Source organism: Chrysiogenes arsenatis DSM 11915 (assembly GCF_000469585.1).
In the GTDB taxonomy this organism is placed as follows: domain Bacteria; phylum Chrysiogenota; class Chrysiogenetes; order Chrysiogenales; family Chrysiogenaceae; genus Chrysiogenes; species Chrysiogenes arsenatis.
The window spans coordinates 318,256-345,160 of sequence record NZ_AWNK01000001.1 but is presented as its reverse complement, the minus strand read 5'-3'; the positions used below and the strand labels follow the sequence as shown (position 1 = coordinate 345,160).

General features: G+C 50.9%; 24 protein-coding genes. 20 read left to right on the top strand and 4 right to left on the bottom strand.

The annotated features are described in order from the left end of the window. The first annotated feature begins 184 nt into the window (after nt 1-184). Both P304_RS0101590 and queA read left to right on the top strand, forming a co-directional pair. Nucleotides 185-1,276: a 6-phosphofructokinase gene (locus P304_RS0101590; RefSeq protein WP_027389117.1), complete on the top strand. Its 1,092-nt coding sequence runs from the start codon at nt 185-187 to the stop codon at nt 1,274-1,276. 2 nt (nt 1,277-1,278) lie between these two features. After that, nucleotides 1,279-2,292 (top strand): tRNA preQ1(34) S-adenosylmethionine ribosyltransferase-isomerase QueA, encoded by a 1,014-nt coding sequence (queA, locus tag P304_RS0101585; RefSeq protein WP_027389116.1) that lies wholly within the window; start codon nt 1,279-1,281, stop codon nt 2,290-2,292. Between the two features lie 14 nt (nt 2,293-2,306). Here queA and P304_RS15860 read toward each other — a convergent pair whose 3' ends face one another. The 4 genes from P304_RS15860 to P304_RS0101560 all read right to left on the bottom strand — a co-directional run bounded on the left by P304_RS15860 (nt 2,307) and on the right by P304_RS0101560 (nt 8,629). Beyond that, nucleotides 2,307-4,832 (bottom strand): ATP-binding protein, encoded by a 2,526-nt coding sequence (locus P304_RS15860; protein ID WP_051321303.1) that lies wholly within the window; start codon nt 4,830-4,832, stop codon nt 2,307-2,309. A 3-nt stretch (nt 4,833-4,835) separates the two neighbouring features. Then, nucleotides 4,836-5,651 (bottom strand): substrate-binding periplasmic protein, encoded by an 816-nt coding sequence (locus tag P304_RS0101575; protein ID WP_027389115.1) that lies wholly within the window; start codon nt 5,649-5,651, stop codon nt 4,836-4,838. A gap of 321 nt (nt 5,652-5,972) precedes the next feature. After that, a complete protein-coding gene (gene cydB, locus P304_RS0101565; RefSeq protein ID WP_034763505.1) occupies nt 5,973-7,091 on the bottom strand; it encodes a cytochrome d ubiquinol oxidase subunit II in 1,119 nt (372 codons plus the stop codon). Beyond that, nucleotides 7,091-8,629, bottom strand: a complete 1,539-nt coding sequence (locus P304_RS0101560) for a cytochrome ubiquinol oxidase subunit I (protein ID WP_027389113.1) — start codon at nt 8,627-8,629, stop codon at nt 7,091-7,093. Before P304_RS0101560 ends, cydB begins: the two co-directional genes overlap by 1 nt. A gap of 307 nt (nt 8,630-8,936) precedes the next feature. On the opposite strand from P304_RS0101560, the gene P304_RS15855 reads away from it, so the two are divergent. From P304_RS15855 to P304_RS0101465, 18 genes are all read left to right on the top strand, one after another. Next, nucleotides 8,937-10,061 (top strand): gamma-glutamylcyclotransferase, encoded by a 1,125-nt coding sequence (locus tag P304_RS15855; protein WP_152514458.1) that lies wholly within the window; start codon nt 8,937-8,939, stop codon nt 10,059-10,061. 140 nt (nt 10,062-10,201) lie between these two features. Next, nucleotides 10,202-11,293, top strand: a complete 1,092-nt coding sequence (alr, locus tag P304_RS0101545; RefSeq protein ID WP_027389112.1) for an alanine racemase — start codon at nt 10,202-10,204, stop codon at nt 11,291-11,293. Beyond that, on the top strand, nt 11,286-12,056 hold the full coding sequence (locus P304_RS0101540) for an MlaE family ABC transporter permease (protein WP_027389111.1): 771 nt from the start codon (nt 11,286-11,288) through the stop codon (nt 12,054-12,056). Before alr ends, P304_RS0101540 begins: the two co-directional genes overlap by 8 nt. 22 nt (nt 12,057-12,078) lie before the next feature. Next, entirely contained in the window at nt 12,079-12,822 is a 744-nt protein-coding gene (locus P304_RS0101535) for an ABC transporter ATP-binding protein (protein ID WP_027389110.1), read from the top strand. Further along, nucleotides 12,812-14,464 carry an MlaD family protein gene (locus tag P304_RS0101530; RefSeq protein WP_027389109.1) on the top strand — a complete coding sequence of 551 codons (1,653 nt, stop codon included), beginning with the start codon at nt 12,812-12,814 and terminating at the stop codon, nt 14,462-14,464. The genes P304_RS0101535 and P304_RS0101530 overlap by 11 nt, the downstream gene beginning before the upstream one ends. 3 nt (nt 14,465-14,467) lie before the next feature. Then, complete coding sequence (locus P304_RS13415) at nt 14,468-15,133, top strand: cell division ATP-binding protein FtsE (RefSeq protein WP_051321301.1); 666 nt, start codon at nt 14,468-14,470, stop codon at nt 15,131-15,133. Beyond that, complete coding sequence (locus P304_RS0101520; protein WP_027389108.1) at nt 15,117-15,965, top strand: cell division protein FtsX; 849 nt, start codon at nt 15,117-15,119, stop codon at nt 15,963-15,965. Before P304_RS13415 ends, P304_RS0101520 begins: the two co-directional genes overlap by 17 nt. Continuing rightward, nucleotides 15,962-17,041 (top strand): murein hydrolase activator EnvC family protein, encoded by a 1,080-nt coding sequence (locus tag P304_RS0101515; RefSeq protein WP_027389107.1) that lies wholly within the window; start codon nt 15,962-15,964, stop codon nt 17,039-17,041. The genes P304_RS0101520 and P304_RS0101515 overlap by 4 nt, the downstream gene beginning before the upstream one ends. Then, nucleotides 17,038-18,309: a S41 family peptidase gene (locus tag P304_RS0101510; RefSeq protein ID WP_236613287.1), complete on the top strand. Its 1,272-nt coding sequence runs from the start codon at nt 17,038-17,040 to the stop codon at nt 18,307-18,309. The genes P304_RS0101515 and P304_RS0101510 overlap by 4 nt, the downstream gene beginning before the upstream one ends. Before the next feature lie 15 nt (nt 18,310-18,324). Further along, complete coding sequence (locus tag P304_RS0101505) at nt 18,325-19,578, top strand: divergent polysaccharide deacetylase family protein (RefSeq protein WP_027389105.1); 1,254 nt, start codon at nt 18,325-18,327, stop codon at nt 19,576-19,578. Then, nucleotides 19,578-20,654: a D-alanyl-D-alanine carboxypeptidase family protein gene (locus P304_RS0101500; protein ID WP_027389104.1), complete on the top strand. Its 1,077-nt coding sequence runs from the start codon at nt 19,578-19,580 to the stop codon at nt 20,652-20,654. Before P304_RS0101505 ends, P304_RS0101500 begins: the two co-directional genes overlap by 1 nt. Nucleotides 20,655-20,663: 9 nt before the next feature. Continuing rightward, entirely contained in the window at nt 20,664-21,767 is a 1,104-nt protein-coding gene (locus P304_RS0101495; RefSeq protein ID WP_027389103.1) for a hypothetical protein, read from the top strand. Between the two features lie 3 nt (nt 21,768-21,770). After that, nucleotides 21,771-21,938, top strand: coding sequence for a hypothetical protein (locus tag P304_RS17000; RefSeq protein WP_160164993.1), 168 nt, complete (start codon nt 21,771-21,773; stop codon nt 21,936-21,938). Next, the gene (locus P304_RS0101485) at nt 21,907-22,779 is read left to right on the top strand and encodes an ATP-binding cassette domain-containing protein (RefSeq protein ID WP_084417473.1); all 873 of its coding nucleotides are present in this window, start codon (nt 21,907-21,909) and stop codon (nt 22,777-22,779) included. Before P304_RS17000 ends, P304_RS0101485 begins: the two co-directional genes overlap by 32 nt. Nucleotides 22,780-22,794: 15 nt before the next feature. Then, nucleotides 22,795-23,577, top strand: a complete 783-nt coding sequence (locus tag P304_RS0101480; RefSeq protein ID WP_027389101.1) for a formate/nitrite transporter family protein — start codon at nt 22,795-22,797, stop codon at nt 23,575-23,577. A gap of 66 nt (nt 23,578-23,643) precedes the next feature. Further along, complete coding sequence (cysE, locus tag P304_RS0101475; protein ID WP_027389100.1) at nt 23,644-24,420, top strand: serine O-acetyltransferase; 777 nt, start codon at nt 23,644-23,646, stop codon at nt 24,418-24,420. Further along, entirely contained in the window at nt 24,417-25,688 is a 1,272-nt protein-coding gene (gene purD / locus P304_RS0101470) for a phosphoribosylamine--glycine ligase (RefSeq protein WP_027389099.1), read from the top strand. The genes cysE and purD overlap by 4 nt, the downstream gene beginning before the upstream one ends. Further along, on the top strand, nt 25,685-26,452 hold the full coding sequence (locus P304_RS0101465; RefSeq protein WP_027389098.1) for a tRNA1(Val) (adenine(37)-N6)-methyltransferase: 768 nt from the start codon (nt 25,685-25,687) through the stop codon (nt 26,450-26,452). Before purD ends, P304_RS0101465 begins: the two co-directional genes overlap by 4 nt. Nucleotides 26,453-26,905 lie beyond the last annotated feature (453 nt).

Here is a 26,905-nt window from a genome sequence, read left to right as displayed (position 1 = left end):
CAGTATCTGTGCCTTACCTTGCATGTCACGTGCCATCTACCACCTTAAGCCGTGAAAAATTATCGTAATATCTTTGCTCATCTGTTGCTGTGATACCGTGCTTCGTATAGTATTAACGCAGATAAAAAGTGTGTTTCCGCTCTTGCCAGACGCGAAATGGATCCAGATGCTTCGAGGAGGATGTATGGGAATTGAAATTCGCAAGATTGCTATTTCGACCGGTGGGGGAGATTGTCCCGGATTAAATGCGGTTATTCGTGCGGTTGTGCGTGCTGCTGATCAAAAGTATGGCTGGGAAGTGGTTGGTATTAAAGATGGTTTACGCGGCGTGAGTGGCGATTCAACCAAACTGATCCCGCTCAGCCGTCACAATGTTGGCGGCCTGATTCGTCAGGGCGGAACCATCCTTGGGACAACGAATACGGGGAATCCGTTTAGTGTTGTCAAAAAAGTTGATGGGAAAGACGTTGTTCACGATATGTCTGACGAGGTGATCGAAAATATCCGTCGCGAAAAGATCGACGCCGTTGTCGGAATTGGTGGCGATGGCACGATGGCCATCATGAATGAACTCTACAAAAAGGGGATTCCGATTGTTGGCGTCCCAAAAACGATTGATAACGATCTGCTTTCGACCGATGTCACGTTTGGTTTTGATACAGCGGTTTCGATTGCTACCGACGCGTTGGATCGCCTCCAGACCACGGCGCAAAGTCATCATCGCGTCATGGTACTTGAGCTCATGGGGCGTTATGCCGGTTGGATTGCCCTGCATAGTGGCATAGCTGGTGGCGCCGAAGTTATTTTGATTCCTGAAATTCCGTACGATATTGATGCGGTGTGTCGCGTTGTGAAGCGGCGTATGGCACGAGAAGGGTTTACGATTATCGTTGTGGCCGAAGGGGCGAAGCCGATGGAGGGAACGGTAACTACACTTGGAAAAAAACAGGGTATCGTTGAACGACTCGGTGGTGTTGGGCAAAAAGTGGCCGAAGAGATTGAACAATTGACCGGTGCGGAAGTGCGCACAACCGTGCTCGGACATGTGCAACGTGGTGGCTCGCCAACGGCCTACGATCGCATCCTTTCCACCCGTTTTGGGGTCGAAGCGGTAGAGTTGATTCACAATGGTCAATTTGGCCGGATGGTTGCGCTGCGCGGTAACGATATCACCTCAGTCACATTTGAACAGGCAATTGAGCAGCTTAAATTCGTTGATCCCGATGGGCAGTTGGTGCACACCGCTGAAGCCATGGGCGTTTGTCTTGGTCGGTAACGGTGCTTCTTTCTGATTTTCATATCACCATTCCTACGGAGCTTATTGCGCAAGAACCGCTGGCACAGCGCGACCAGAGTCGGTTGCTCGTGTGTCGGCGGGGAGCACTCTCCTGCGAGGCAACGACTTTTCGGCAGCTTCCTAACTATGTACAGGCGGGTGACCTGCTGGTATTCAACGACACACGGGTGATTCCGGCACGTCTGCAAGGAAAGAAAACAACGGGTGGCGCTGTCGAAGTGTTTCTGCTGGAAAAACGCGCGGCGGGTACGTGGCAGGTGCTGGTTCGTGGCAAGCATATCCGAGTCGGTACGCTCCTGCACTTTGGTGAGCAGGGCGAGGTTCGCGGGGAAGTGACGGCGGATGAAGGGCAAACCAAAGTCGTTCATTTCGATGCTGACGACGCGCAACTTTTGCAGTGTGGATCGATTCCGCTGCCGCCTTATATTCGGCGCGCTGCGAATCAGCACGATCAAGAGCGCTATCAGTCGCTTTTTGCGCGTCACGAGGGGGCAGTGGCGGCACCAACGGCATCGCTCCACTTTACGCCAGAGATTATGGAACGGATGCAGGCGCGCGGCATTCGCGTCGCGTTCACGACGTTACACGTTGGCCTGGGGACATTTCTGCCGATCAAGGTGGAAAATATACGCGAGCACACCATGCATGCCGAATATTATGACGTTCCAGCGGCGACAATTGATGCGATCAGAGAAGTGAAGGCGCAAGGCGGTCGCGTGATTGCGGTTGGCACAACGGTGGTGCGTGCCCTCGAAAGTTGCTTTGCCGTGCCGGACAGATTGGCTCCGAATGGGCGAACCGAAATCTTTATCTACCCGGGGTATCACTTTCGTGTTGTCGATCAGATGATAACGAATTTCCATTTGCCCGATTCCACGTTAATTTTACTGGTCAGTGCGTTTCATGGCAAAGAGCACATCAAACGTGCGTATGAATATGCGGTGGCGCAGCGGTTTCGCTTCTTTAGTTATGGCGATGCGATGGCAATACTCTAACGGCTTTAGGTGTTTCAGCCGATGGTTTCGCGCGGGAGTTCGATGGTAAAGCAGGCTCCATTACCAATGTTTTCTGCCCAGATTTTCCCTTTCATTTTGTCCATAATGATTTTTCGACTTACCGCCAGCCCGATACCAGTTCCCTTTTCGCCTTTGGTTGAAACGAACGGCTGGAAGATCCCATCGGGCAATAAATGCTCAGGAATGCCACCGCCATTATCGTGGACACGTATAATGGTGGCTTGAGTTGTCTGCTGAAACGATACTTTGACGAGTCCTTGCGGGATAGAACGCTCGGTAAATACATCTCGTGAGTTGACAAAGAGGTTCAGCATCACCTGCTGAAATTCACTGCGATAGCCCGGTGTATAGAGCGGTGAGCCCGGCTCTACGTCGACATCCGCACTGATCATCCGCAGTTGGCTTTCACAGAGTTTCAGTACGGAAGAACAGGCTTCGCGAATGTCGAACATTTCGCTGGTGAGTGAGGGTTTGTAGAAATTGCGGAAGTCTTCAATCGTCTGACTCATAAAGCGCAGTTGTTCCATCATGTCTGTGACGTGTTCGTCAAGCTCTTCTTTGCCGAGCGCCCCTTCGGCGTAGAGGGTGGGCAGGTACATTGTCAGTAGTGAGATGGCATTGAGTGGTTGCTTCCATTGGTGGGCAATCACTCCGATCATGCCCCCAAGTTCGGCAAGTTTTGCCTGTTGAATCATGATGGCTTGTTGTTGTTCTTTTTCGTTTTCGAGATCTTTTAGGAGAGTGATATCGGCTAGCGACGTGACGACCGCAAAGGGTTGCGTTGCGTCATTGAGGATCAATGGTTCGGTATTGACTAAGAGCCAAACGATTCCTTCATCATGGCGCTGTACTTTTAAGATACGGTTGCGTTGTGGTTTACCGGTGTCGAGTGTTTTCTGGCTGGGGAACTGGTGGGGCTTCAAAAGCACACCATCTTCGGTGGTCGCTGTCTGGAGGATTTCCCTGAGGCAACATCCGTGAGGAGCGCCGCAACTGATAGTGTTCGCGCACTCTATGCCAAGTATTTGACGCGCGGCATAGTTGCACGTGGTTATTTCGCCGCTGAACTGTTGCACGATGATCCCGCTTGAAAGGGCATTTACGACGGAGCGATACTGAATTTCATTCGTTTTCATCTTCTCATCAGAGCGTCGCTGGGTGGTGATGTCACGTTGTACGACAATTGCACCGTTCCGTTTCGATTCATGGAGCGGATGGATTTCCAGCTGGAAGTAAAACGTGTGGCTGTCGGCGCCGAGGGAGAATTCTTTCGTTGCGATATCATCGCTGCCCGTAATAATCGCATCGACCTGCACGATGAATGGTTGATAGTCAGGTGCATCGCCAAAGAGGGTTTCGGCAACTTTCCGGTAGGGCCAGCCAATCGCAAAGCGTGTTGGTCGTGGTGCTATATGGCGTTCGCAAAATTTGTTCCACCGTTCATTTGTCATGATAATGTTGCCGTTTGCATCGAGCATAAGAATCGCATCAGGGATACTTTCCAGAAGCCCTTTGCGAAGGTTGGCTTCCATTTCTTCAGTATCCGCCAGTTCGAGTTTCATTTTTTGATGGCGATATACCAGTGCCAGCCCGAGAACAATACACAACAGCGCCAACCCGGCGCTCATGCCGACTACTTGTCGCCGTTCCGCGTGCCATTGAATGAGGATAGCCTCAAGGTCAAAATCAACAATGACCGCCAGCGGGAAATGGCGCGAGGCGCGAAAAGCGTAAATTTTTTCGGCATGAGAATCGTGTTGATCGATAAATTCTCCTGCTCCCATTACAGCCATTTTTTGATGCACGCGATGGTTGTTAAAGTGTGCACCAGCTTGATTGCGGGGATCGGTGGAAAACATCGTGATGCCATCCATCCGCTTGATGGAAACTTCGCCGCCGGACACGACCATGTTCTTTAGGTAATAATTGAGGTAGTAATCAACATTCAAACTGGCCAGCAGGGTGAAGCTGGAATTGCGCATAGTAAAACTTCGAATAACCGGAACAAAGAGTAAATCTTCACTTTTGGCGGGCATTTCGGGTGTTGCCCACAGTGCACCGGCGAGGTCGCGACCAATCCAAGGTACGTCAATGCGTAAGACGGTATCGCTGTGAAATGGGATAGGGAAAAAACGGGAAGTATCGACTTTTAAACCGATATTAGGCGTATAGGTGCTGATAATCACTTCGCCATCACTGTTCAGATATGAAAGGGAACGAAGATAGGGAGCACTGCGCAGGGCTCCCAGGAATACAGCAAGGAGCGTGGTATCGTCAGGATTCGTGTCGATTAACGTGGCGAAATTGCGAAAAAGATTTTCTGTCCCTTCAAGGTTTTGCGTCAGGTGATCCTCAAAGGCATGAGCATGCAGGGCGGCGATTTGCACGTTGGTGGAGATAGCTTCTTGGCGCAGACGCGACATTGCATAAAAAAGTATCCCCGATACCACCACCGCAAATATCAGGGTGCACGTCAGAAAAATACGGCTCGCTGGCAGTTGGAGAATGCGCCAAAGCATAAACTACTCAAGAACCAATATCGGCTCTAATCCATAGCGTCTGGCCGCCGCCTGCAGTCTGCCGTCTCGCTTTACTTGCTGCATAAAGCGTTCGGTGCGTTCGTACCAAGGGTCATCGCCGGGGGCGATTGCCCAACCATACGGCGTGACATGGAAACGTTCAGGCGGAGTAATCAGGCGCGCCCAGTCGGAAAATGCCAGCATCTGGCGTGTGTACGGGAAGTCGGTCATAAAAACATCGGCGCGACCTGCTTCCACTTCTACTTCACGGGCGCGTGGTGAGTCATACACGGCAAGCTCGGCGTGTCGCAGTTTATCGCGCATCACGGGTTCATGTAGCGTCCCTTTACTGACGGCTACAATCCGCCCCGGTTGATCAATGTCGTTCCAAGTTTGGATGCGGCGGTTACTGGCGGTGGTAATCGCATAAATATCGCTTGCCATATGTGGCGAGGTAAAGCGGAGGTGTTGCGCGCGCGCAGAGGTGATGCCAATGCCAAACATGGCGATATCACAACGCGATTGCAGGAGATCGTCAATCAGTGTGGCAAAAGAGCTTTCGACAAATTCTACGGTTGCACCGAGGTCTTTACTAAACTCACGCGCCATATCGGTATCAATTCCGTTTAGCGTCTGTGTGCGGCGGTCAAAGAACGATATTCCGTAATAGTCAGGCCAGAAACAGACGCGAAGTTGCTTTGTTTCCTTGATGATATCAAGGCGACTTTTCGCTTCGTTGCCAGCAGCCAATGCGGGGTGAAATCCAAAAAGAACACAGAGGAGTAACAGGTGTAAAAGGAGAGGTCTTGATTTTTTCATGCGTATTCCTCCTAATGGTCTCAATGCGTTTCCTCAGAGGCTGAATGATTCCGAAATGTAGCATAGTGATGGCGTTAATATCAAACCGAAAGAAAAAAAGGCACCCGCCTGAAATTTCTGGGCGGGTGCCTTTTATGTCGGCATAGAAAGCGTTTGCAATCAGTGCGTGGTCAAATGTGGTGCGGTGGTTACCCTTTATCTTCTTGAGAGGTATACCGTGTTAAACTCCAGACGCTGACTTTGTATCCAACAAAAATAACAAGTGGCCAGAGAAGGAGCAGCAGCGCAGAGCTGAGTTGTTCGTTCATCGTTCTTCCTCCCTTAGTACGCTTCTTTCGAATCTTTAATTTCATCATGGTGCAATTTGTTTTTATCCATTGCTCTCCACGTCAGAATGATGTAGCCCAGCACAACCGGCACGGTGATCGATACGATGGTCATGGCCATCAAGGTGTAGTGGCTTGAAGAGCTGTTGACAATAGTCAGCGAGCTTTGCAAGTCGTGGTACGACGGGTAAAAAGCAGTGCCGTTCAATCCAACGTTTAGGAAAAGACTCATGACGACCAGCACCGAGCCGACGCCGCCACTCCAAATTCCGGCACTCGATTTGGCAAAAGCACCGAGGTACACGGCGTAGAGGACACAAATGACACCAGCCAAAAACATCGCGAGTACAATCGGCATGGCAAGGAAGTTATCCAGATATTTGAAGCTTTCGAGTGTTACTAGCCCCGTTACTTGATCGTAGGCATACCCGTCACGCATCAGAAGTGCCACGACGAAGTAGAGGAAAAAGGGGAGGAAGCAAACGGTATTGATTAAGACCGAACGGCGCGCACGCTCAACCAACGCGGGAGCGTCGATATGGTTGATAAAATACAGGGCACCGAGCATTCTGCCTAAAAAGAAAACCGCCACGCCGAGCGAGACGTTAAAGAGACTGAAAGCCGCTTCAAGGCCGCGCAAATCGTTGTGCCATTGCGAAAGATTGTATTCATTCAGTGAAAACGCTGCGCCACTAAAGAGCGTAGCAACAGCGGTGCCGATCAGAATAACGCCGACCGAACCATTCAGGAATAAAAACGCTTCATAGACTTTCGCGCCAAGGAGATTGCCCGGTTTCTTGCGGAATTCATACGATACCGCTTGCAGTACAAAGCAGAGCAAGATCGCCATCCACACAAAGTACGCGCCGCCAAAGCTGGTCGCGTAGAACAGTGGGAACGCAGCGAAAAAGGCACCACCAAAGAGTACCAGCGTGGTAAAGCCCAGTTCCCATTTTCGGCCAAGCGAGTTTACAATCAGCTGCTTTTCCTCTTCGCCCTTCGCTAAAGTCAAAAGGAGTGTTTGCCCGCCCTGCACGAAAAACATAAATACCAGCAAACCCGCGAGGAGCGAAAGAATAACCCACCAATATTGTTGGAGCAGAAGATGTTCCATTATTTTCCCCCTTCTGGGCCAATCTTGATTTGTTCAAGCATAACCTTTAGTCCCGCCATGAAAAACACAACAAAGATAAAGACGAAGATCCAGAATGATATCTGGATGGCTCCTGCACCAATCGAAGTTGCCGCCGTGTGAACTGGCAAAAGATCCTGCACCGCCCACGGTTGACGCCCCACTTCTGCGACCACCCAGCCTGCCTGAGCGGCAATGTAACCGAGTGGGAGCCCGAGCAGACAGAGGCGCAAAAATGGCGGATATTTTTCGATTTGCCCACGGTGCAAGAGGAAGAGGATCGCGCCAAAAAGGGCGATAAAGAACATGCCCAGCATTACCATGATGCGGAAGCTGTAAAAAGTGATGCCGACTGGCGGCACAATATCTTCCGGTTTTTCGAGTGAACCGTAGCCGATATATGGAGCATTTTCGGCGACCGTCATACGATGAAACTCGCTGCCTGCCCGGTCGCCAGCTTTGACCGATTCCTTGTAGGCGGCCAGAGCAATTTGTGCTAGTGCGCCGCGTTCCATTAGCTCGCCTGCGCCAATAATCCCTTCCGCCGCATTCCCGTAGACTAAATCGTTAATGCCAGGGACAAAGGCATTCACGTCACGATATCCCATAAACGAGAGCGCGTAGGGGATTTTAATCTCAAGCCAGAATGGATCTTGCCCGTCACCCGGCTTGACATTGGGACGGAGGATGCCCATTGCTACCACGCCTGCCTGACGTTCGCCATCGTACAAGCCTTCCATGGCTGCCAGCTTCATTGGTTGCTTTTGCGCAATGATGTAGCCAGACTGGTCGCCAGTTCCCGCAAGGAAAATCGATGTGATCAAACCAAATGCCGCCGCGACGGCAATGCTCCGTTTGGCAAAAACCGTATCGCGCTTTTTCAGCAAATACCACGCGCTGACGGTCACGACAAAGAGTGACGCCACGACGTATCCACTGCCAACCGTGTGCAAGAACTTGATAATTCCCATAGGTGAAAAAAGAATTTCCCAGAAGTTGAGCATCTCAAGGCGAGCCGTGTCAGGATTGTAGTGCGACCCGACCGGATACTGCATCCAGCCATTGGCAATCAAAATCCAGAGTGCCGATAGGTTGGAGCCGATGGCCACCATCCATGTGGCAAAAAGGTGTGTTCCTTTGCGGACTTTATCCCAACCAAAGAACATGACTGCAAAAAACGTTGCTTCCAGAAAGAACGCGACAATCCCTTCAATCGCCAGTGGTGCCCCGAAAACATCGCCAACGACCCATGAGTAGTTTGACCAGTTCATGCCGAACTGGAATTCCATGATGAGGCCGGTTGAGATCCCGACAACAAAATTGATGGCAAAAAGCTTCATCCAAAACTTTGTCACGCGCTTCCAATACTCATCGCCCGTTCTGACATAAATCGTTTCCATGAACGCTACAATAAAAGCAAGGCCAAGCGTCAATGGAACAAAGATGAAGTGGAACATGGCGGTAACAGCGAATTGAAGACGCGACCAATCGACATGCGCCAACCCGGTTGCCAAATCCATAGCAAACTCCTTACAAAAATCGTTACGGGTATCAAGACACCCGATGAAAGACTGATAGCACTTTAATTCTCAAATGAAAAGGGGGGGAAAGTGTCAGCCGTGTGCCCGCCTTGCATTGAATACTGACTTGGTAAACGTAAGTGCTTTTCTGATAAAATTATGGAGCAAAGCACCTGCGAGAATTTTTTTTGCATCTGCTTTTTCCTTTCCATTTTCCAATAGATATTCCTATGATTAGACGCATGATACGCGAGCAGCTCAAGTGAAAGGTGATTTTGAGCTGCTTGATAGCGAGGATGCTCTCTCCATGGTACGAATACAAACACTCCTTGAACTTTTGCCGATCGCGCCGGAAGAAATTTTTCAGGTATTATCGCTCAGTCCACAACAGGCGACGGAGATTGATGATTTTTTTCCGAACGCGCATACGATACTTCCCCATCCTGAACAGTTGGAGTTTTTCACGACTGGTAGTTACCCGCAACAGCCACTTCCCTTTGCGGATCGCTCTTTTGACGTGATTTGCGCGGTTGATTGTTTTCATACCTTTGTGCGCCCTTCCGAAGCGTTATGGGAGATATTGCGGTTGCTCCGCTACGGAGGCGTGTACCTTATTGCTGGGGAAAAAACGGCGCTAGAGCGTTTGGGGAACCGTTTTTTTCTACCGTTTCGCGAGTGCGAAATGGTGGCCGAGCAGGTGCATGATGGGTATCGCGTTCTGGTTGTTCGTTGGCGTCAACCGCAACGGCGAATTTTTGAGCCAGGTACCTTTCTCTGGCCTACGCTGCTCCCGAAAGGGCAGGAGCGGGCGCAAATTCAGCGGGTTGATACCGCCAAAACACCATATTTCTTTTTTTACGGGAGCTTGATGGCGCGTTACAGCAACTTTCGTCGCTATCTGCGCGAGCAGGTGGTGACGGTAGAGCCTGCGTTTTGTGCCGGTATACTGTACGCGTTGCCGATGGGATATCCGGGGATGGTACAGTGTGAGAAGGGTGCGGGGACGATGATTTCCGGCGAGGTGATGACGTTTCATGACCCGTATCGTACGATGCGGGTGCTCGATCGTCTCGAAGAGTGTGTCGCAGAAGATCCGGGGCGTGGGATGTATCGTCGCGTGCTGCAACCCGTCAAAGTGCTGAGTGTTGATATGGAGGGCAATGCGCTCTTTTCACGTCGTTTGGCGTGGGTGTATTTCTTTCCCGAGCACAACTTGCGTACGGTTTGTCAGGGACAAGCGTGCGAGTTGCCTTGTGGTAGTTGGAAAGCGTACCGCACGCCACCCGAGGGAGAGTGGCGCCGTGAAGAGATGCACCTAGCCGCCGATTACGATTTGGTTTCCCCCTATTTACACCACAATTTCACATGGGAAACCCTGCCATGCCGCCGCCGTTGTCAGTCGCAGGTTTCCTGTCCGTGGTCTCCGCGTTAAAATAAAAGTTCATCGACCTGTGGGGCGAGGGTGTGCTATATGTTGCCAACTTTGGTTGGCGGTTTGGACGCGAGGTTTTTCCCTGCGTCCCCGTCAGCCTCTTCATGTTTTTTATTCCGGTCGAATAGGGTGAATGTTCTGTGCGTACTATTTACTGCGAAATTGATTTAGCCAAGCTGACCCATAACTATCGCCTTTTGCAAGATCAAGCGGGGAGATCTGCGGTCGTAGCGGTGGTGAAAGCGGATGGATACGGGCACGGTGATTACCAGGTTGCGCTCGCTCTGCAGCAAGCCGGTTGCCAGTACTTTGCTGTGGCACGGGTGCATGAAGGGGTAAAGTTGCGCCAAGCGGGTGTCGGGAGAAATATCCTGATTATGGGTGGTGCGTTTCCTGGCGAGTTTGAAGATATGTGCCGCTTCTCGCTTACGCCGGTCGTGTCGTGTCGTGAAAACCTTGAAGAAATGGTAGCAGCTGGTTTGCGCGGACTCGGCGTCCACTTGAAGGTAGACACGGGGATGAATCGCCTTGGTATCCATAGCGATGACTTGGGTGGGGTTGTTCATACATTGCGTCAAAGTGGTTTTACTCTTTTAGGCTTGATGAGTCACATGGCGTGTGCTGACGAAATTCAATCGCCGGTGAATCAGCTGCAGTTGGATCGGTTTCAAGTCGCATTGGCATCACTTCCGGCTGCCGAACGTCCAGCGCTGTGCCATATTGCCAATAGTGCGACGCTCTTTCACTTTCATCGCGCCGAAGATTTTTCGTTAGTGCGCTCAGGGATTATGCTCTATGGCGGCAATCCCGTCCCAGAAGTTTCCATTCCTCTGCAGCCAGTTATGACGTTAAAAACACGTGTGTTGCAGGTAAAAAGACTGGCAGTTGGCGAAGGGGTTTCCTACGGGCATAATTTTCGGGCGACACGTCCTATGCAGATAGCTGTGATTGCGGTCGGCTATGCTGATGGCTACCCGCGGTTGCTTTCAAATAAAGCGCGCGTCCTTATCGGAGGCCGTTTTGCGCCGGTGCTCGGGAATGTGTGTATGGATATGACGATGATAGACGTGACGGGTCGCCCAGTTAGCCGTGGCGATGAAGTGGTTCTCTTTGGTACACAAGGAGAGCAGGTGCTCCATGCGCAGGAGTTGGCAGATATCTGCGGCACGATAGATTATGAAATTTTTTGCGGCATTTCGCAGCGTGTAGAACGGGTGTATATCAATGGGTAAACTTCTCGAATCGTTGGGAACGCAAGGATATCGCACGGCGTATCTTTCCGGAGTAATCTTTTTTACTTTCTGGAACGCCATGCTGTGGTTGTTCCGTCCACCGTTCCGCTACCGGGAATTTATACGCCAGTTTGAGTTCATTGGTTTTGGCTCGCTGTTTGTGGTGATCCTGACGGGGACTTTCACCGGAATGGTGTTGGCACTTCAGCTCTATATTGGCTTTAGTAAATTTCATGCCGAATATCTGGTTGGGGCGGTCGCCGCTATTTCGATTACGCGTGAGTTAGGGCCAGTGTTGAGCGCTCTGATGATCACTGCCCGTGCTGGGAGTGCCATGGCCGCCGAGCTCGGGACGATGAAGGTAACGGAGCAAGTTGACGCGCTGGAGTCGATGGCGGTGGAGCCGATTCAGTACCTTGTGACGCCACGAATTGTTGCGGCATTTTTGATGTTTCCGTTGCTGACGATTGTGGCTGATTTCATGGGGATTCTTGGCAGTTATGTGGTCGGGGTGCATCTGCTCGGCATCAATCCCGTTGTGTATATGGATAAAATGGTGGCGCTCGTTGAGATAAGCGATATCACCAGCGGTCTGGTGAAAGCGGCGGTGTTTGGCGTCATTGTCAGTTCGGTAAGTTGCGGCATCGGGCTGCAAACTTCGCAAGGGGCAGTGGGTGTTGGGCGTTCGACGACGTCTGCGGTGGTGCTTTCGTCAACGCTGATTTTGGTGGCAGACTATCTACTCACGGCTCTGATGTTTTAGCAGCTTTTAGCGAGAGGGACACTTGATTCACATTCGCAATCTTCAGAAATCATTTGGCGAAAAACACGTGCTGCGGGGCATTAACCTTGATATTCCTGCCGGAAAAATCACGGTGGTGATCGGCGGTTCCGGCTCGGGGAAGTCGGTATTTCTCAAACATCTGCTTGGCTTAATTAAGCCTGATAGCGGGAGTATAACCGTCGATGGGATAGAGTTGACGGGATTGCGCGGTCGCGAATTGGTTGAGTTCCGCAAGCGTTTTGGGATGCTTTTTCAGGAAGCGGCACTTTTCGATTCCCTGAGCGTGGCCGAAAATATTGCCTTTCCGATGGTGGAACATACCCCATGGAATGTGGCCGAACGGAAGCGGCGTGTTCGTGAAAAACTTGATATGGTTGGGTTAGGAGAGATAGAACATCAATTTCCGGCGGAGCTTTCTGGGGGCATGCGCAAACGGGTCGGTTTAGCGCGAGCCATCGCAATTGACCCGAAGATTATCCTCTATGATGAACCAACGACTGGGCTTGATCCTATTATGAGCCATCAGGTGAATGCGCTGATCAGGGAGACCAATGATCGACTGGGCTTGACTTCGGTAGTGATCTCGCATGATATTCGCGGGGCACTACGAATTGCAGATCAATTGGTTATGTTGCATTTTGGAGCGATACTCCAGGCGGGAACGCCTGCGGAAATATTAGCATCGGAGAATGAAACGATTCAGGAGTTTCTGCGCTACGATGTAAGGGGGGATCATGAGGTTTAATGCCGAAGCCAAAGTGGGTGTGCTCATTATCGTGAGTTTTGCCTTCTTAGTGTATATGAGTGTGCAGCTTGGAACGTTACGGCTTGATGGCCGCAACTACTATCAAGTGCGGTTGCCATTTGAAAGTGTTGGCGGCTTAAATCGCGGTGCCAGTGTTAAAATGGCGGGGGTGAAAATCGGTTCTGTCGATGAGATTGCGCTGGAAGAAGGTCGTGTGCTCGTTACCGTCTCTATTCAGCGTGTCTATCGCGTCCCTGATGACGTACGTGCGGAAATTCGTACCGAAGGGGTGCTCGGTGAAAAATTCCTAGAGTTGGAGTATCGTCTTGATGGTGAACCTCTGGACGATGGTGCTACCGCTCGTGTGGTCAATCGTGCCACCAGTGACGATCTGATGGGCGCGTTTGGCAAAGTTGCCGATGATGTTTCCGATATCACCAGTAACCTCAAGCGTTCGTTAGGGAATCCGCAGACAAACGACAATATCAATGAACTGATTTATCAATTTAAAGAGTTAAGCACCAATCTGAACGCCTTGGTTGTTGCCAATCGGCAAAGTGTGGATGCGACGATGGAGAATCTCTCCGATATCACCAATGCGCTAAAACACATTATTGAGCGCAACGAGTCGCGTGTCGACCAAACGATGAGTAATTTGACGCAAATCACCGACGCGGTAAAAGGGATTACGTTGAGTAATGAAGAGAAGATCAATGCGCTGATTTCCAATCTCGAAATTTTTAGCAGTATACTGCGCGATCGTGGTGCCGGCGTCGTGAATGATCTGGAAGGGACGCTCCGCTCTGCTGATAGTGCCTTCAGTGGGCTTGATACGATTCTGATTGAGAATCGTGAAGATCTGCGCGAAGTAACGCGCAATGTGAATGCGTTGACCGCAAAATTGAATCGTGCGTCAGTCGATATTCAGGATATCACCGGGAAAATAAACCACGGCGATGGAACGCTTGGGAAGCTGGTGAACTCTGATGTGCTTCACGAAAGCTTAGTTGGTGCGGCAAAAGGGATTGAAAGCCTTACCGGAAAAATTGAGCAATTCAAAACAGATGTCACGTTACGCAGTGAATTCTTGACTGCCGTGAGCGAAACGCGAGGGACATTGTCCGTCCGCGTGACGCCGCCGCAGCGGAGTCGATTCTACGAAATTGGTTTTGTCAGTACCCCGTTTGGGCGCAACTCGCGCACGGAACGCCGGACGCTTACCTATGACCATCAGGCCGCTGGGCTGGTGAGTGATATCAGTACGATCGAAGATGAAAACAAATACTCGCTGGAATACAACGCCCTCTTTGGTTTTATTCCCTACGAAGATCTGGAACTGCGCGTTGGGCTGATGGAAACTTCTTTCGGCGTCGGTGCCAGCTATGTGTTGCCGTGGTTTGGCAAGAATATCCGCGTCGGGATGGAAGCATTTGACTTTAACCCGCAAAGCAATGATTCAAAAAATAATAACACGCATCTCAAGTTCACCACGGACTACCATATCTCAAATGCGTTCTACCTCACGGCGGGATTCGATGACCCGTTAAATCCAGCTCGCCGTAGTCCCTTTGCCGGAGTGGCGTTTACCTTTAGCGATGAAAACCTCAAATACCTAGCAGGGATGATCCCCATGGGGAATTGACGCTTGATCCAGTTTAGCAATGTCACCAAAAGTTTTGGCGAGCACTTTGCGCTCGATAACATCCGTTTGCGGGTCGGGCGTGGAGAGCTTTGTTTTCTCTGTGGCCCAAGCGGGTCGGGAAAAAGCACGATTATCAATATGATTCTGGGTACCGAAAAGCCAACTGAGGGGAATATTCTGGTGAATAACCGCAATGTGCCCCGTTTACAGGGGAATGCACTGGCGGAACATTTACGCCATATCGGAATGGTATTTCAGGATTACCGTTTGGTTGACCGCTTGAGTGCGTATGACAATATTGCTTTGGTGTTACGTATCTGTGGTATCTCGAATGTGAAGGAGATCGACCGCCGTATCCAAGCCGTGGCGCAATTGCTGGGGATACGTTCTTTGTTGGGTGCTAACGTGCATCGTCTCTCCGGTGGCGAAAAGCAGCGAGTCGCCATTGCGCGTGCGTTAGTGCATCACCCGCCACTGCTGATTGCGGATGAGCCAACCGGCAACCTTGATCCGCGTCAAACACAGGATATCTTCCGGATTTTCACAAAAATACAGGAAATGGGTACGACTGTTTTTGTCGCAACGCACGATCTGGATATGGTGCATCAGTCCGGGCGTGCCGCGTACGTCATTTCAGGGGGGGTAGTGCGCTATGTGGTTTCACCTTAAACGCGCTATCAGCAATATCTTTGCCACGCCGATCGTGACACTTGTGACGATTTTTACCCTCAGCAGTGCGATTGCGTCGTTGGTGATGTACCAAGCGGTAAACGATAACCTTGCTGGCTATATCGACTATCGGATTTCTCGCAGCGCGATTGCGGTGTATGTGAGTGGCGATGAAAATCGTGGGGTGCGTGAGTATGCTATGAAAGCCGGATTGCGCATTGCCGAGTTTACTCGGGCTGATGCGCTCGATATTTTTGCGGAGCGTTATCCCGACGAGGCGCAACTCCTGCGTGATATGGAAAACAATCCGTTACCCGCAACCTATCTGCTTCACTTGAACGAGCATTCGTTGTTACGTTATGAAGCGCATCTGGAAGCATTGCGTGCGTTGCCGGGCGTACTGTCGATTGAATTCCGATTGCAAGAAGTGGCCGGCCTGCAAGAAGCATTGGGCTGGGCCAGTCACGTTCGCTATGGTCTGGGAATTTTTGTTGTCTTTCTTTCGGCCGTCATGGTTTCGAATGCCATCCGTATTGCGTGGTACAAGTACCATCACGAAGTAGAAATTCTCCGCTTACTTGGAGCAAGTTCGCTCTTTCTGAAGGCCCCTTTTTTCATTGAAGCCTTTATTATTGGTGTTATTAGCGTGTTGGGCGGTGTTGCCTTAGCGTGGGTGTTGCTGGACGTGCTCGTAAGTCGACCAGCACTGCATGCGCTCCTTGATGGATACGAAGTGATATTCCCTGGGTTGACGCATGTCTTTTTTATCACATCGCTGGTGGCAATCCTCTCTATTCTTTCGAGCATGGGGACGCTCAGGAGTCGGCATTGAGGCGAAATCTCTGGTTTTTTGTTGCGCTCATACTGTGGTGCAGTTTCGCGTTGCTCCCTTCTCAAGCACAGACACTCGCCGCCGTTGATGACCGACTTGAATCGGTGTCGGGGCGATTGCACTCCATTTCGGCGGATATTGGTCGCATTGTTGCAACAATGGCACGGCTGGAAAAAACCACGCAAGCGCAGCAAACACAGCGCGAAGTGCTCCTTGAGGAGTTGAAGCAACAGCAAACGCAACTTCGCAATACGTCCAATCGTACCGAGGCTATTCAAGCGCGTTTAGCCGAAATTGAGGGTGAAATAATGGCGCGTCGTGTCGTGTTGGCACAGCAAGAACGTCGCATTGCCACGGTTGCTGATCGTCTCTACCGTGAAATACTCCTTCCTGCCGAACAAACACGCTACCTGCGCGATGCTCTTGGTTCGTTCTCGCTCTATCTGAGCGAAAACCGTGAAAATCTCCGCCAATTAGAGCAATTCGAAAAAGAGTACCGTGAGCGATTGTCTGACTATCACGGTTCATTAGATGAATCATTGCACATCGCGGAAGAAATTGCGCTGAAGCTCAAGGAGATTGAAGGGAAACTGCAGCAGTATCAGCGGACGCTCCGTGCCAGCGAAACCCAACTCAAAGCCCTATATGGAGAAAAGCAGAGTTTAGAAGAAGATATCGCGGTTTTATTCGAAACAAAGAAGCGCCTTTATCAGGATGTGCGTGACTTTTCCGGCTTTAAAGGGGTGCTTGAACCCCCTGCTACAGGAAAAGTGCAGATGGCTGCCGATGGAAAAGGGGTCTATTTCAGCCCGAGAAATGACGGTCGTGTCTATTGTATCTTCGATGGAGAAGTTGTATATAGAGGAGCTATTCCGAAATACGGCAGTGTCTTGATTGTCGATCATGGAGGAAGTTATTTCAGCGTGTACGGCGGCCTTGTCGATATTCTCGTCCAAGAGGGCGATAAGGTGTATGCCAACGAACTATTGGGTTCATCATTGCGGCTTTATTTTGAAATACGCCACCGCAAAGAGACACTTGACCCCCGCAAATGGATGAAATTGGAGGAACTGTGAAAAAAGTATGTATTGCTGTACTCAGTATGAGTGTGTTTGTCACGAGCGTTTGGTCAATGAGCAACGACGAGCTGCGCAAGCAGTTGAAGCTCTTTACGGAAGTGCTCTCGTATGTCAATGTCAATTATGTTGAAGCTCCCGAAGCACAGGAACTTATGCATGGTGCCATTAAAGGGATGCTTTCGGAACTGGATCCCCACTCTTCGTTTATGAAGCCCGAAACGTACAAGGAATTCCGCACCGAAACGAAAGGTGAATTTGGCGGGCTGGGTATACAAATCGCCATTAAAGATAAGGTGTTAACCGTTATAGCTCCGATCGAAGATACTCCAGCTGATCGCGTGGGTATTCTGGCTGGTGATAAAATAGTCCGCATTGATGGCGCTACCACCGAGGGGATGAGTGTCATGGATGCAGTGAAAATTCTCCGTGGCGCCCCGGGTTCAAAAGTGACCATTACGGTGTGGCGCGAAGGGTTCTCCAAAGTACGCGATTTTGAGATTATCCGCGATATCATCCGTGTTAAAAGTGTCAAAGCGACCCGCCATGGGAATCTTGGGCATGTCAAAGTGACGAATTTTAAAGAAAATACGACGCAGGAATTACTTGATGCCCTTGGCCAGATTGACGACCAGAAACTCGACGGTATCGTCCTTGACCTGCGCAATAATCCTGGTGGCCTTTTAAATCAGGCGAGTGATTTGGCAAGTATCTTTTTACCGGAAAATAAACTGGTAGTGTACACCGAAGGGCGTACTGCTGCCCGTTCCGACTTGTATTCACGCAAAATTATCGATAAGCCTCGCAGCTATCCGATGGTAGTGTTGGTCAACGGTGGGAGCGCATCGGCATCCGAAATCGTAGCCGGAGCATTTCAGGACCATAAACGCTCGCTCGTACTCGGCACCCAGACATTCGGGAAAGCCTCCGTGCAAACCGTTATCCCCCTTTCAGACGGAAGCGGAATCCGCTTAACGACGGCGCGCTACTACACCCCATTCGGGCGGAGTATTCAGGGGGTTGGCATTACACCCGACATTATTGTCAAGCAGGGAAAAATTGTCAGTAGTGACGAAGCGATGGATTCGGTGAAGGAAGCTGATTTGCCCGGCCATCTAATTGGCGAAGCCGAAAACGGACAAGGCATAGAAGGTTCTGATACTGGCGAAGCGTACTCTAACGACCTGCAACTGCAACGGGCTTTCGATATTCTGAAAGCGATACAGTTGCTTAAAGGGAATCAGGCTCTTTCCGCAGTCGTGCGCTAAGGCACCCTGCACCGTATGCGTTATCTGATCACCTCGTACTCTGGCCGCTGGGCAATAAGTTTCCTGTTACTGATTGCCCTTGTTGGTTGGATGATGAACATCCACGCGTATGCGTCAGGTCGCGATGTGCGCAACCTGACGTTGGCCAGTATCGCGGTGGAAAATGAATTGCGCCGTGTCTTGCTTGATTTTGACATTACAGCCGATGCGGTTTTGGTAGATGAACTGCAACTCGCCTTCCGCGATGGTGTACAGTGGAACTATTATTACAAGGAAATTACCTTATCAGGGACGATAGATTTCCTCCATTTTGAACGGGAACTCTTGCAGCAACTCGCCCCGTGGAAGATTACCCCGCACTCGCGTGAGTCAGGTAAAAAAGGCGACGAATTTTACTATAAAGTTCGCTTGGCATTCCCGAGCGATATTATCAGTCATAGCCTGTTGTTTTACTATACCGCCAGTACGCCACCACCATCCTTCCCCGAAGGGGTCGCGGCGGCTAAATTACCCGAAGTTCCCATACTGCACGATCAAGTGCAGAGCGCGGACGGGCGTCCACCAATCACGATTGTGCTCGACGATGCGGGGTACAACTTCTCGTTAGCGCGCGCTTTTGTCGACTACGATGTACGGCTAGCGCTTTCTATTCTCCCGAAACGTCCATACTCTCGCGAAATTGCGCGTTATGTGAACCGTAGGGGTGGCGAATACCTGCTGCATCTGCCGATGGAGCCCCTTGATCCCGAACATGAGCCGGGTTGGGGGAATTTACGTGTTTCGATGACCCCCGAAGAGGTGCGGAAAACGGCGCAGGCGTCGTTACTGGCGCTACCGGGATCGGTAGGGGTGAATAACCATATGGGATCGCGCTTTACGCAAGAAAAGGAACTCATGGAAGTTGTATTGCAGGTTATGGCAGACAATAACCAGTTTTTTCTGGATAGCTATACCTCGAACCGTTCGCAAGTCGCAGCGGCCACACAGGCGGTTCCGATCCTGTTTGGCGTCCGCGATATTTTTCTGGATAACGAAGATGATGTTGCTGCCATTGTCACGCAGCTTGAACGGCTGGTGGATCGAGCGCACCAGAAAGGTTCCGGTATTGGTATCGGCCATGTGCGTAGCAATACCTTGACCGCCATAAAACTCTTTTTCGCTTCACCGCGGGGGCAGCAAGTTGAGTTGATCACTCCACGTGAGTTGATTACCCGTTTTCCGGGAACGCTGTTGCCTGAAAAAACGCATACATCTAGCGCGGGTGAGTGATGGGAAAGCTGTATCTGAAGTTGGTATTTCTGCTTTTTCCCTTGTTTTATGTCTCCTATCTGCTCTATGGAGCGCTGACTATACCTCACGAAGATATCCGCATTTTGCGGCAAAGCTCATCGCTTGCATTGGCGATACCTGAGCGTAAGCCAGAACAGGCCGTCATACCGCCTTTGCTCGTAGCGCCGTCTCCTCCACCTCCCGTTGCGGTACTTGATGAACCGCCTAAAAGTCAGATATTGCCAACTCCCCGTGCGTTAGCTCCGAGTATGCGCCGGATACCTCCATTCACCGCCAAGTCTGTCCCTATCACCTACGCGGAAGAACGGCATATTCGCGCTGCTATCGTTGTCGATGCTGATAGCCGGACTATCTTGTATGCCAAAAATCATCGTCAGGAATTGCCAATTGCCTCTATTACCAAGGCGTTTCTGATGGATGAAGTGTATGATCAGATGAAGCGTGGCAGTTTCCGCATGGATACGGTGGTGACAACCTCTCGGCGTGCATCGTTGACCGGAGGGTCAAAAATGTATCTCCGTGAAAATGACCCCGTCATGATTAGTGATTTGATTAAAGGGGCGTTGATTCATTCGGCGAATGACGCAGCACACCAACTTGGCGAGCATATTGGCAGTGGCGATATTCGCCGTGCGTTGTCGCTCTTGAATAATAAAGCACACTCGCTTGGGCTGGAAAAAACCCGTTTATATAACGTAACGGGCTTGCCAGATGGAAATCGCGATAATATCTCTACGGCTTACGAAGTTGCCCAAATGGCGTACAAGATATTAGTAGAGCACGGCGAAATGGTCGGCGTGGCCAATACGCAGCTTGATTATTATATCCGTCCTACGGGGGATGAATTTATGATGGTCAATCGCAATCGCCCACTGGTACGGGTTGATTATATTGACGGACTGAAAACAGGGTTCACCAATCGCGCCGGATGGTGTTTGGTTGCGACGTCGCATAAAAATGGTCGTCGTTTGATTACCGTGATTCTCAACGCTACGGATCGCAATACGCGCGACCGCGCGGCGCGTAAGCTGATCGATCACTATTCGCGAAGCTAGGGAGGACGCATGGCTGGCACAAAACTCTTTTCCCGCACGCTCCCTTTTCTGCGCAATCTTGTGTTGTTTCTTGCGGCACTGCTGGTTGTCTATATCCCTGCGGTCAAACTGTTTGCCGAACATGGTGCTGAGTTTCTCCTGGCGGGGTGGGGGATTGGATGGAGTCGAGTGGTGTGGATTCCACTTGCCACATTGCCGTTGGCCTTTGGGTTCACCTATCTGACGCGAAGTTTGACACGTGGACAGGCCGTGGTGCTTTCATTTGTAGTGCTTGTCAATTTTTTTCTGGCAAAACCGGGTCATTCCGTGTCGCTCTGGCTTGTTTCGTTAGCGGTGCAGAGTGCCTTTCTGCTCCGCGCATGGAAGACCCCAGCCGCGTATATTCAAGAACTCTACCTGCTGGGATTCACGCCGCAACAGCAGTTTCGGCTCCATTTTCTGCCCAACGCCTTGCGTGTGCTTCCCCATGCGTATGGGCTTGGGATGATATTTGTGTTGTACCCCGAAGGGCGTTGGCACGACGCTCCGTGGCCGTTGGGTGTTCGTCTGTTGTATGCCCTTTTGCTGGGATACGCGCTTTGGCAATTGCACCGCACACAAGGGATATGGCGGCGTGATCCTTTTGAAAGTCAGTTGATGCGCCATGCGCTCCTTGGAGGTTTAGCGGCGGCTACCCTGACTATTTTTCTGGCTCCGCTGGCATTTGCTGATGGAATCGTGATTCCTCCGCAGTGGTGGTGGGGATTCGTGCCAACCGGCGCTGGGATTATCGTACTGTTTCTGCTCGGACTCGTCATGGACGGGATCAATGTATGGCAACGTTCGCTGGCGGTCTGCTGTGCCTTGGTGGCCGGTTGGGGCGACTTTTCCCTCTATTATCCCTTGGCGACACTGGAACCGTTGGTGTGGCGTTCGCTGAGCGTAGCATTCTGCGTTGCGCTACTGGCAGGTGCGTTTTGTACGGAACGGTGGCACCGCGCAGGTGGCGTGGCCGCATTGTTTGGTGCCGTGTCGTTCAGCTTTACTGGCTGGTGGGGTGGTATGCTGCTGGCGATTTGCCTTTGCGCAGTGGCCGCATGGTGTTTTCCAAAATCAACACCGTTGGGGGTGTAATACATGATTCGCTTACGAAAATTTGTCGTCGATGGAGCCAAAGAGCAGATCGATTATACGTTCCGTAAAAGTTATTTCTACACGTTATTGGGGGATCGCGATTCTGGCCGCAACGAAATCTATCGCGCGATGACAGGGATTGACGCCGTTGGCGGGGAAAATAGTTGTTGATGGGAAAGATGTCACCGAATTGCATCCGTCACGTCGTGGCCTAGTAACAATCACGTCGCACCCCACATTTGATATGGAAAAGTCGGTGCTCGACAATGTCATGGTCTATCGCTCGGAGGATCGCACCTTATTGAATGAGGCCATGAGCATTATGGGCTTAGGCGCGTATCAGCATCGGAAATGCCAAGATCTTGATGCCGGATTGCAGCAACGGGTCAGTATGGCACGAGCGTTAACTCGCAAACCGCAAGTGTTGATTTTGAACGATCCCGTCGATCGCCTTGGTTTTGAAGAGGGACTGTATTGCCTGCAAGTGCTCAAGCAATCGCTGGGAACGTTAGGGACGACCATTTTACACTTTACCAGTTCGCGTCAGGCAGCACTGGAGCTGAGTGATGAGATTTTGATCGTGCGTGAAGCCTATATCGTGGAGACAGGAACACCGGAAAAACTCTACTATGAACCGGAAACCGTGCATGGCGCATCGGCTGTTGGCGAAGTGAATTTTGTCAGCGGAGTTGGGCTCATGGAGAACCATATTCAATGTAACTACGGCATGCCGATCCGTATGCCGGAGTCGGTCATTGTACGAGAAAATGCCCCCTGCATGTTGATGTTTCGACCGGAAGCGGTACAGGTAAGCGATCGCAGTGAGCGTGGCTGTTTGAACATTCTGGTGCATTGCGTGGAAAATACCTTCCGTGGGAGCGGCTATTATACGACGTTCCAAAGTGAATTTGAAAAATTTACCGTGTACCTGTATCGGCCATTGCCACGCGACAAAGAGTGTGTGTTGAATGTGCCGTATAGTGAAATTCATATGCTACAACGGGAAAACTAAAGGAGTATCGTCGTTATGGCTTTCAAATCTCCTGCTGCGATTGTCCTGTCGCTCGACGCCGCCATTCCACCTCGCGCCTCTTTCAGTACCTCACGCCTCCTTGTATTAAGCTTCCTTGCGGGAGCCTACATTGCCCTTGGCAGCTTGCTGGCACTGATGGTAGGTGGCGGTCTGCCAGGATGGCAGGAAACGTTACCGGGACTGCAAAAATTCCTGTTTGGTGCCGTATTCCCTGTCGGGCTCATGGCAGTGGTAATGTGTGGTGCTGAACTCGTAACGGGCAATATGGCACTCTGGATATCGCCGTTGCTCCGCAAGAAGGTATCATGGTGGAGTCTGGGACGAAATTGGGGCATTGTATTTGTGGGTAATCTGATTGGATCGATATTTGTCGCGTGGTTTTTGGCGATTGAAACTGGGTTGATTACCGTTGCGCCATGGGCTGACGCGATTCAAGCTATTGCCCTTGCCAAAGGGAATGCCCCTTTCTGGGAGTTGTTTTGGAAAGGCGTTGGTTGTAACTGGCTTGTGTGTCTTGCTGTCTGGATGGCGCTTGCCGCCGAAGATGTGACGAGCAAGATGATAGCGGTGTGGTTTCCGATAATGGCATTTGTGGCGATAGGATTTGAACACTGTGTGGCCAATATGTTTTTTATTCCCGCCGGAATTTTTGCAGGTGCTCCACTCGAATGGAGCGGTTTTTGGATCACAAATCTTGTTCCAGTGACGCTAGGGAATTTGGTGGGTGGAGCATTATTCGTCGGCGGGCTGTATGGATGGCTGTACGGCAAAGAGTAAGCTTGACATTTTTGCTGTCGCCCTTAGGATGGTTTGCTGTTTTGACGTTGTTTTCTGGAGTGCAGAATGAAACTGCTTAAAGCGATGAAAGAAGATATCAATTCGGTTTTCAGCCGCGATCCTGCGGCGCGAAATGTGCTCGAAGTTATTTTATGTTATCCCGGGCTGCACGCGATTTGGATTCATCGAGTGGCACACTGGCTTTGGCGAAATCACTGGTACTTGTTGGCGCGGCTTATATCGCACTTTGGTCGTTTTTTGACGGGGATAGAAATTCACCCTGGCGCAAAAATTGGTCGCCGCTTTTTTATCGATCACGGTATGGGTGTGGTGATTGGTGAAACGGCAGAAATTGGCGATGATGTGACCCTGTATCATCAGGTGACACTTGGTGGCACTTCATGGGAAAAGACCAAGCGTCACCCAACGCTCGGTAATGGCGTCGTGGTTGGCTCTGGTGCAAAAATTCTCGGCCCGTTCACGGTTGGTGATGGCGCAAAAGTCGGATCGAATAGTGTTGTGGTAAAGGAAGTTCCTCCCAATTCAACGGTGGTAGGGATTCCCGGGAAAGTAGTGACGTTGGTTCCTAAGCCGGTGCCATCGGAAGCTCCCGTCAACCTCCCTTTTGGCGACGAGTCGTCGTTTGCCCGTCAAGTACGAGCCAATCTGGAGCATGGCGATATGCCTGATCCGGTGGCCAATGCCTTTCATTGTATGATTGATCGGATTATGGAATTGGAAAAAGAGGTGCGCGACTTGCGTTGCGTTGCGGTTCGCAAACAAGGCGAAGCGGAAAAAAAATTATCACCCGAACAGGGGAATGATAAAGAGGTGGCTGAATGAAGGTTCTTGTGATAGGTGGCGGTGGCCGTGAACATGCGTTGGTCTGGAAGATTGCCCAGTCGCCAAAGGTAACAGCGCTCTATTGTGCGCCGGGCAACCCTGGCATTGAAGGGCTTGCTGAATGTGTGAATATTGCGGTTGATGATTTGCCAGCGTTGTTGGCATTTGCCCAGAAGCAGGCGATTGATTTGACGGTTGTTGGCCCGGAATTGCCGCTGACGCTTGGTGTGGTGGATCTGTTTCAGGCACATGGCCTGAAGGTGTTCGGCCCTGCGCAGGGAGCCGCAGAGCTAGAAGGTTCAAAAGCCTACTGCAAGATGATTATGGAAAAGTACTCCGTGCCGACAGCTGCGCATCGCACGTTTACCGATGCGGCGAGTGCTATTGCCTATATTGAAGCGCAGGGTGCTCCAATTGTCGTCAAAGCAAGTGGCCTTGCGGCTGGCAAAGGAGTGACTGTTGCGCAGACAAAGGAAGAGGCGATTGCTGCCGTGCGTGACATCATGGAAAACCGTATCTTCGGCACCAGTGGTGATGAGGTGGTCATCGAGGATTTTCTGAAAGGTGAAGAGGCGAGTCTGCTGGCGTTTTGCGATGGCAAGCGCGCGGTGCCGATGGTGTCGTCGCAGGATCATAAGCAGGTTTTTGATGGTGACCGTGGGCCGAACACCGGCGGCATGGGGGCGTATTCACCGGCTCCGGTATTGACAGACGCATTGACGCACGAGGCGCAGCGACTGGTGCTCGACCCGATGGTTCGCGGGATGGCGGCTGAAGGACGACCATTCGTTGGGATTCTTTATGGTGGTTTGATGATTGACAATGGTCAGATCAAAGTGCTGGAATTTAATGTTCGCTTTGGTGATCCGGAGGCGCAACCCGTTTTGATGCGCCTGAAAAGCGATTTGGTTGATATTATGCTGGCGTGTATTGAGGGTCGTCTCGATGAGATCACTATCGAATGGCACGAGGCTCCGGCCGTGTGTGTTGTTCTGGCGAGCGGCGGATATCCCGGCGACTATACCAAAGGATTTCCGATTCACGGGCTTGATCGCGTGAGTGACCCTGATGCCTTTGTATTCCACGCTGGTACAGCAAAACGCGATGGCGCTATTGTCAATACTGGCGGGCGTGTACTTGGTGTGACGGCGCGTGGTGCTTCGTTGCAAGAGGCCATTGATCGTGCGTACCAGAATGTCGATTTGATATCGTGGGAGGGGGCGTTCTGCCGCCGTGATATCGGGGCCAAAGGGTTGAAAAAACGGTGATTCAGTATGAAGAGCCTCTAGATTTATTCACCTCTGACACGATTTATTCTTCGAAAATACATGTTCGGCAACATCGGGATGGCTACCGTTTTGGTATCGATCCCATTTTGCTGGGGCACTTTACACCGCTGGCCTCTGGTAAGCGGGTGCTTGATATCGGTACGGGGGCAGGGGTAATTCCCTTGCTGCTGAGCTATTTGTATGCGCCACTAGAGCTGTGTGCTGTCGAATTACAGCCGTCTTTGGCTGCGTTGGCACGACAAAACTTTCAATTGAATGGTCTTTCGGTAGACCTTTTTGAGGGAAATTTTCTTGATTATAGCGCGCCACCATTCGATGCCATTTTCAGCAATCCTCCCTATCGTCGTCACAATGCTGGACTGCACGCTGATGGAGAAAGGAAACATGCACGCCATGAAAGTGTGATGACGCTGGAGCAGATGATTCGTCATGCGTCGTCAATGCTCGTTTCTGGTGGGACGTTATCATTGGTGTTAATCCCAGAGCGTTTTGCGGAAACAACGGTATTGCTGCGGCGGGCGAATATTGAGCCGAAGCGGGTACGTTTTGTTCATTCCACGCTGCAGGCGGAAAGTCGAATCTTTCTCCTTGAAGGAAAAAAAAGCGGCAAGCCTAGCATGAAGGTAGAGCCGCCATTGATTGTCTACGATGACCCGCACGCTCATGTGTATACGCCTGAGTGCCGAGCATTACTATGGGAAGGGGGTAACCCCCCTTCCCATACACCCCACGCCGCCTATTGACCTAGATTTTGTTGATTCTTCGTTGGAGGAGGAGAGATTCCAAAAAGACGCCCGACCCCCAAAGGGGTCGGGCAACGGTCAATAGGAGGTTATGCTCGGCGAGCAGGGGAGGGATATCCTGCACGCCTTTGGGGGTTACTCCCTTGGGGCAGGGAGAGAAAAGATGACCTCTTTTCTGAAATTTTTATAACTCAACTAGCCACAAAATGCACCATATTTTTTTGCAAAAAGCGAATTATTTTCTCTGAGTGTGGCCCGGTGCCGAATGGATGCGGTGTGACGGCTGACAATAATGCAATGCGATCTAATTTATTTGCACCAATGCATCGTTAAAGCAAGATGTTCATGTGACGATAATTAGTCTTCGATTTTGCTTGCATTGAGAAAATAGAGACACTAAATTACCGCTTCGTTCGGGGAATCATGATGGTTCCTTATATTTTTTTCGGAAAT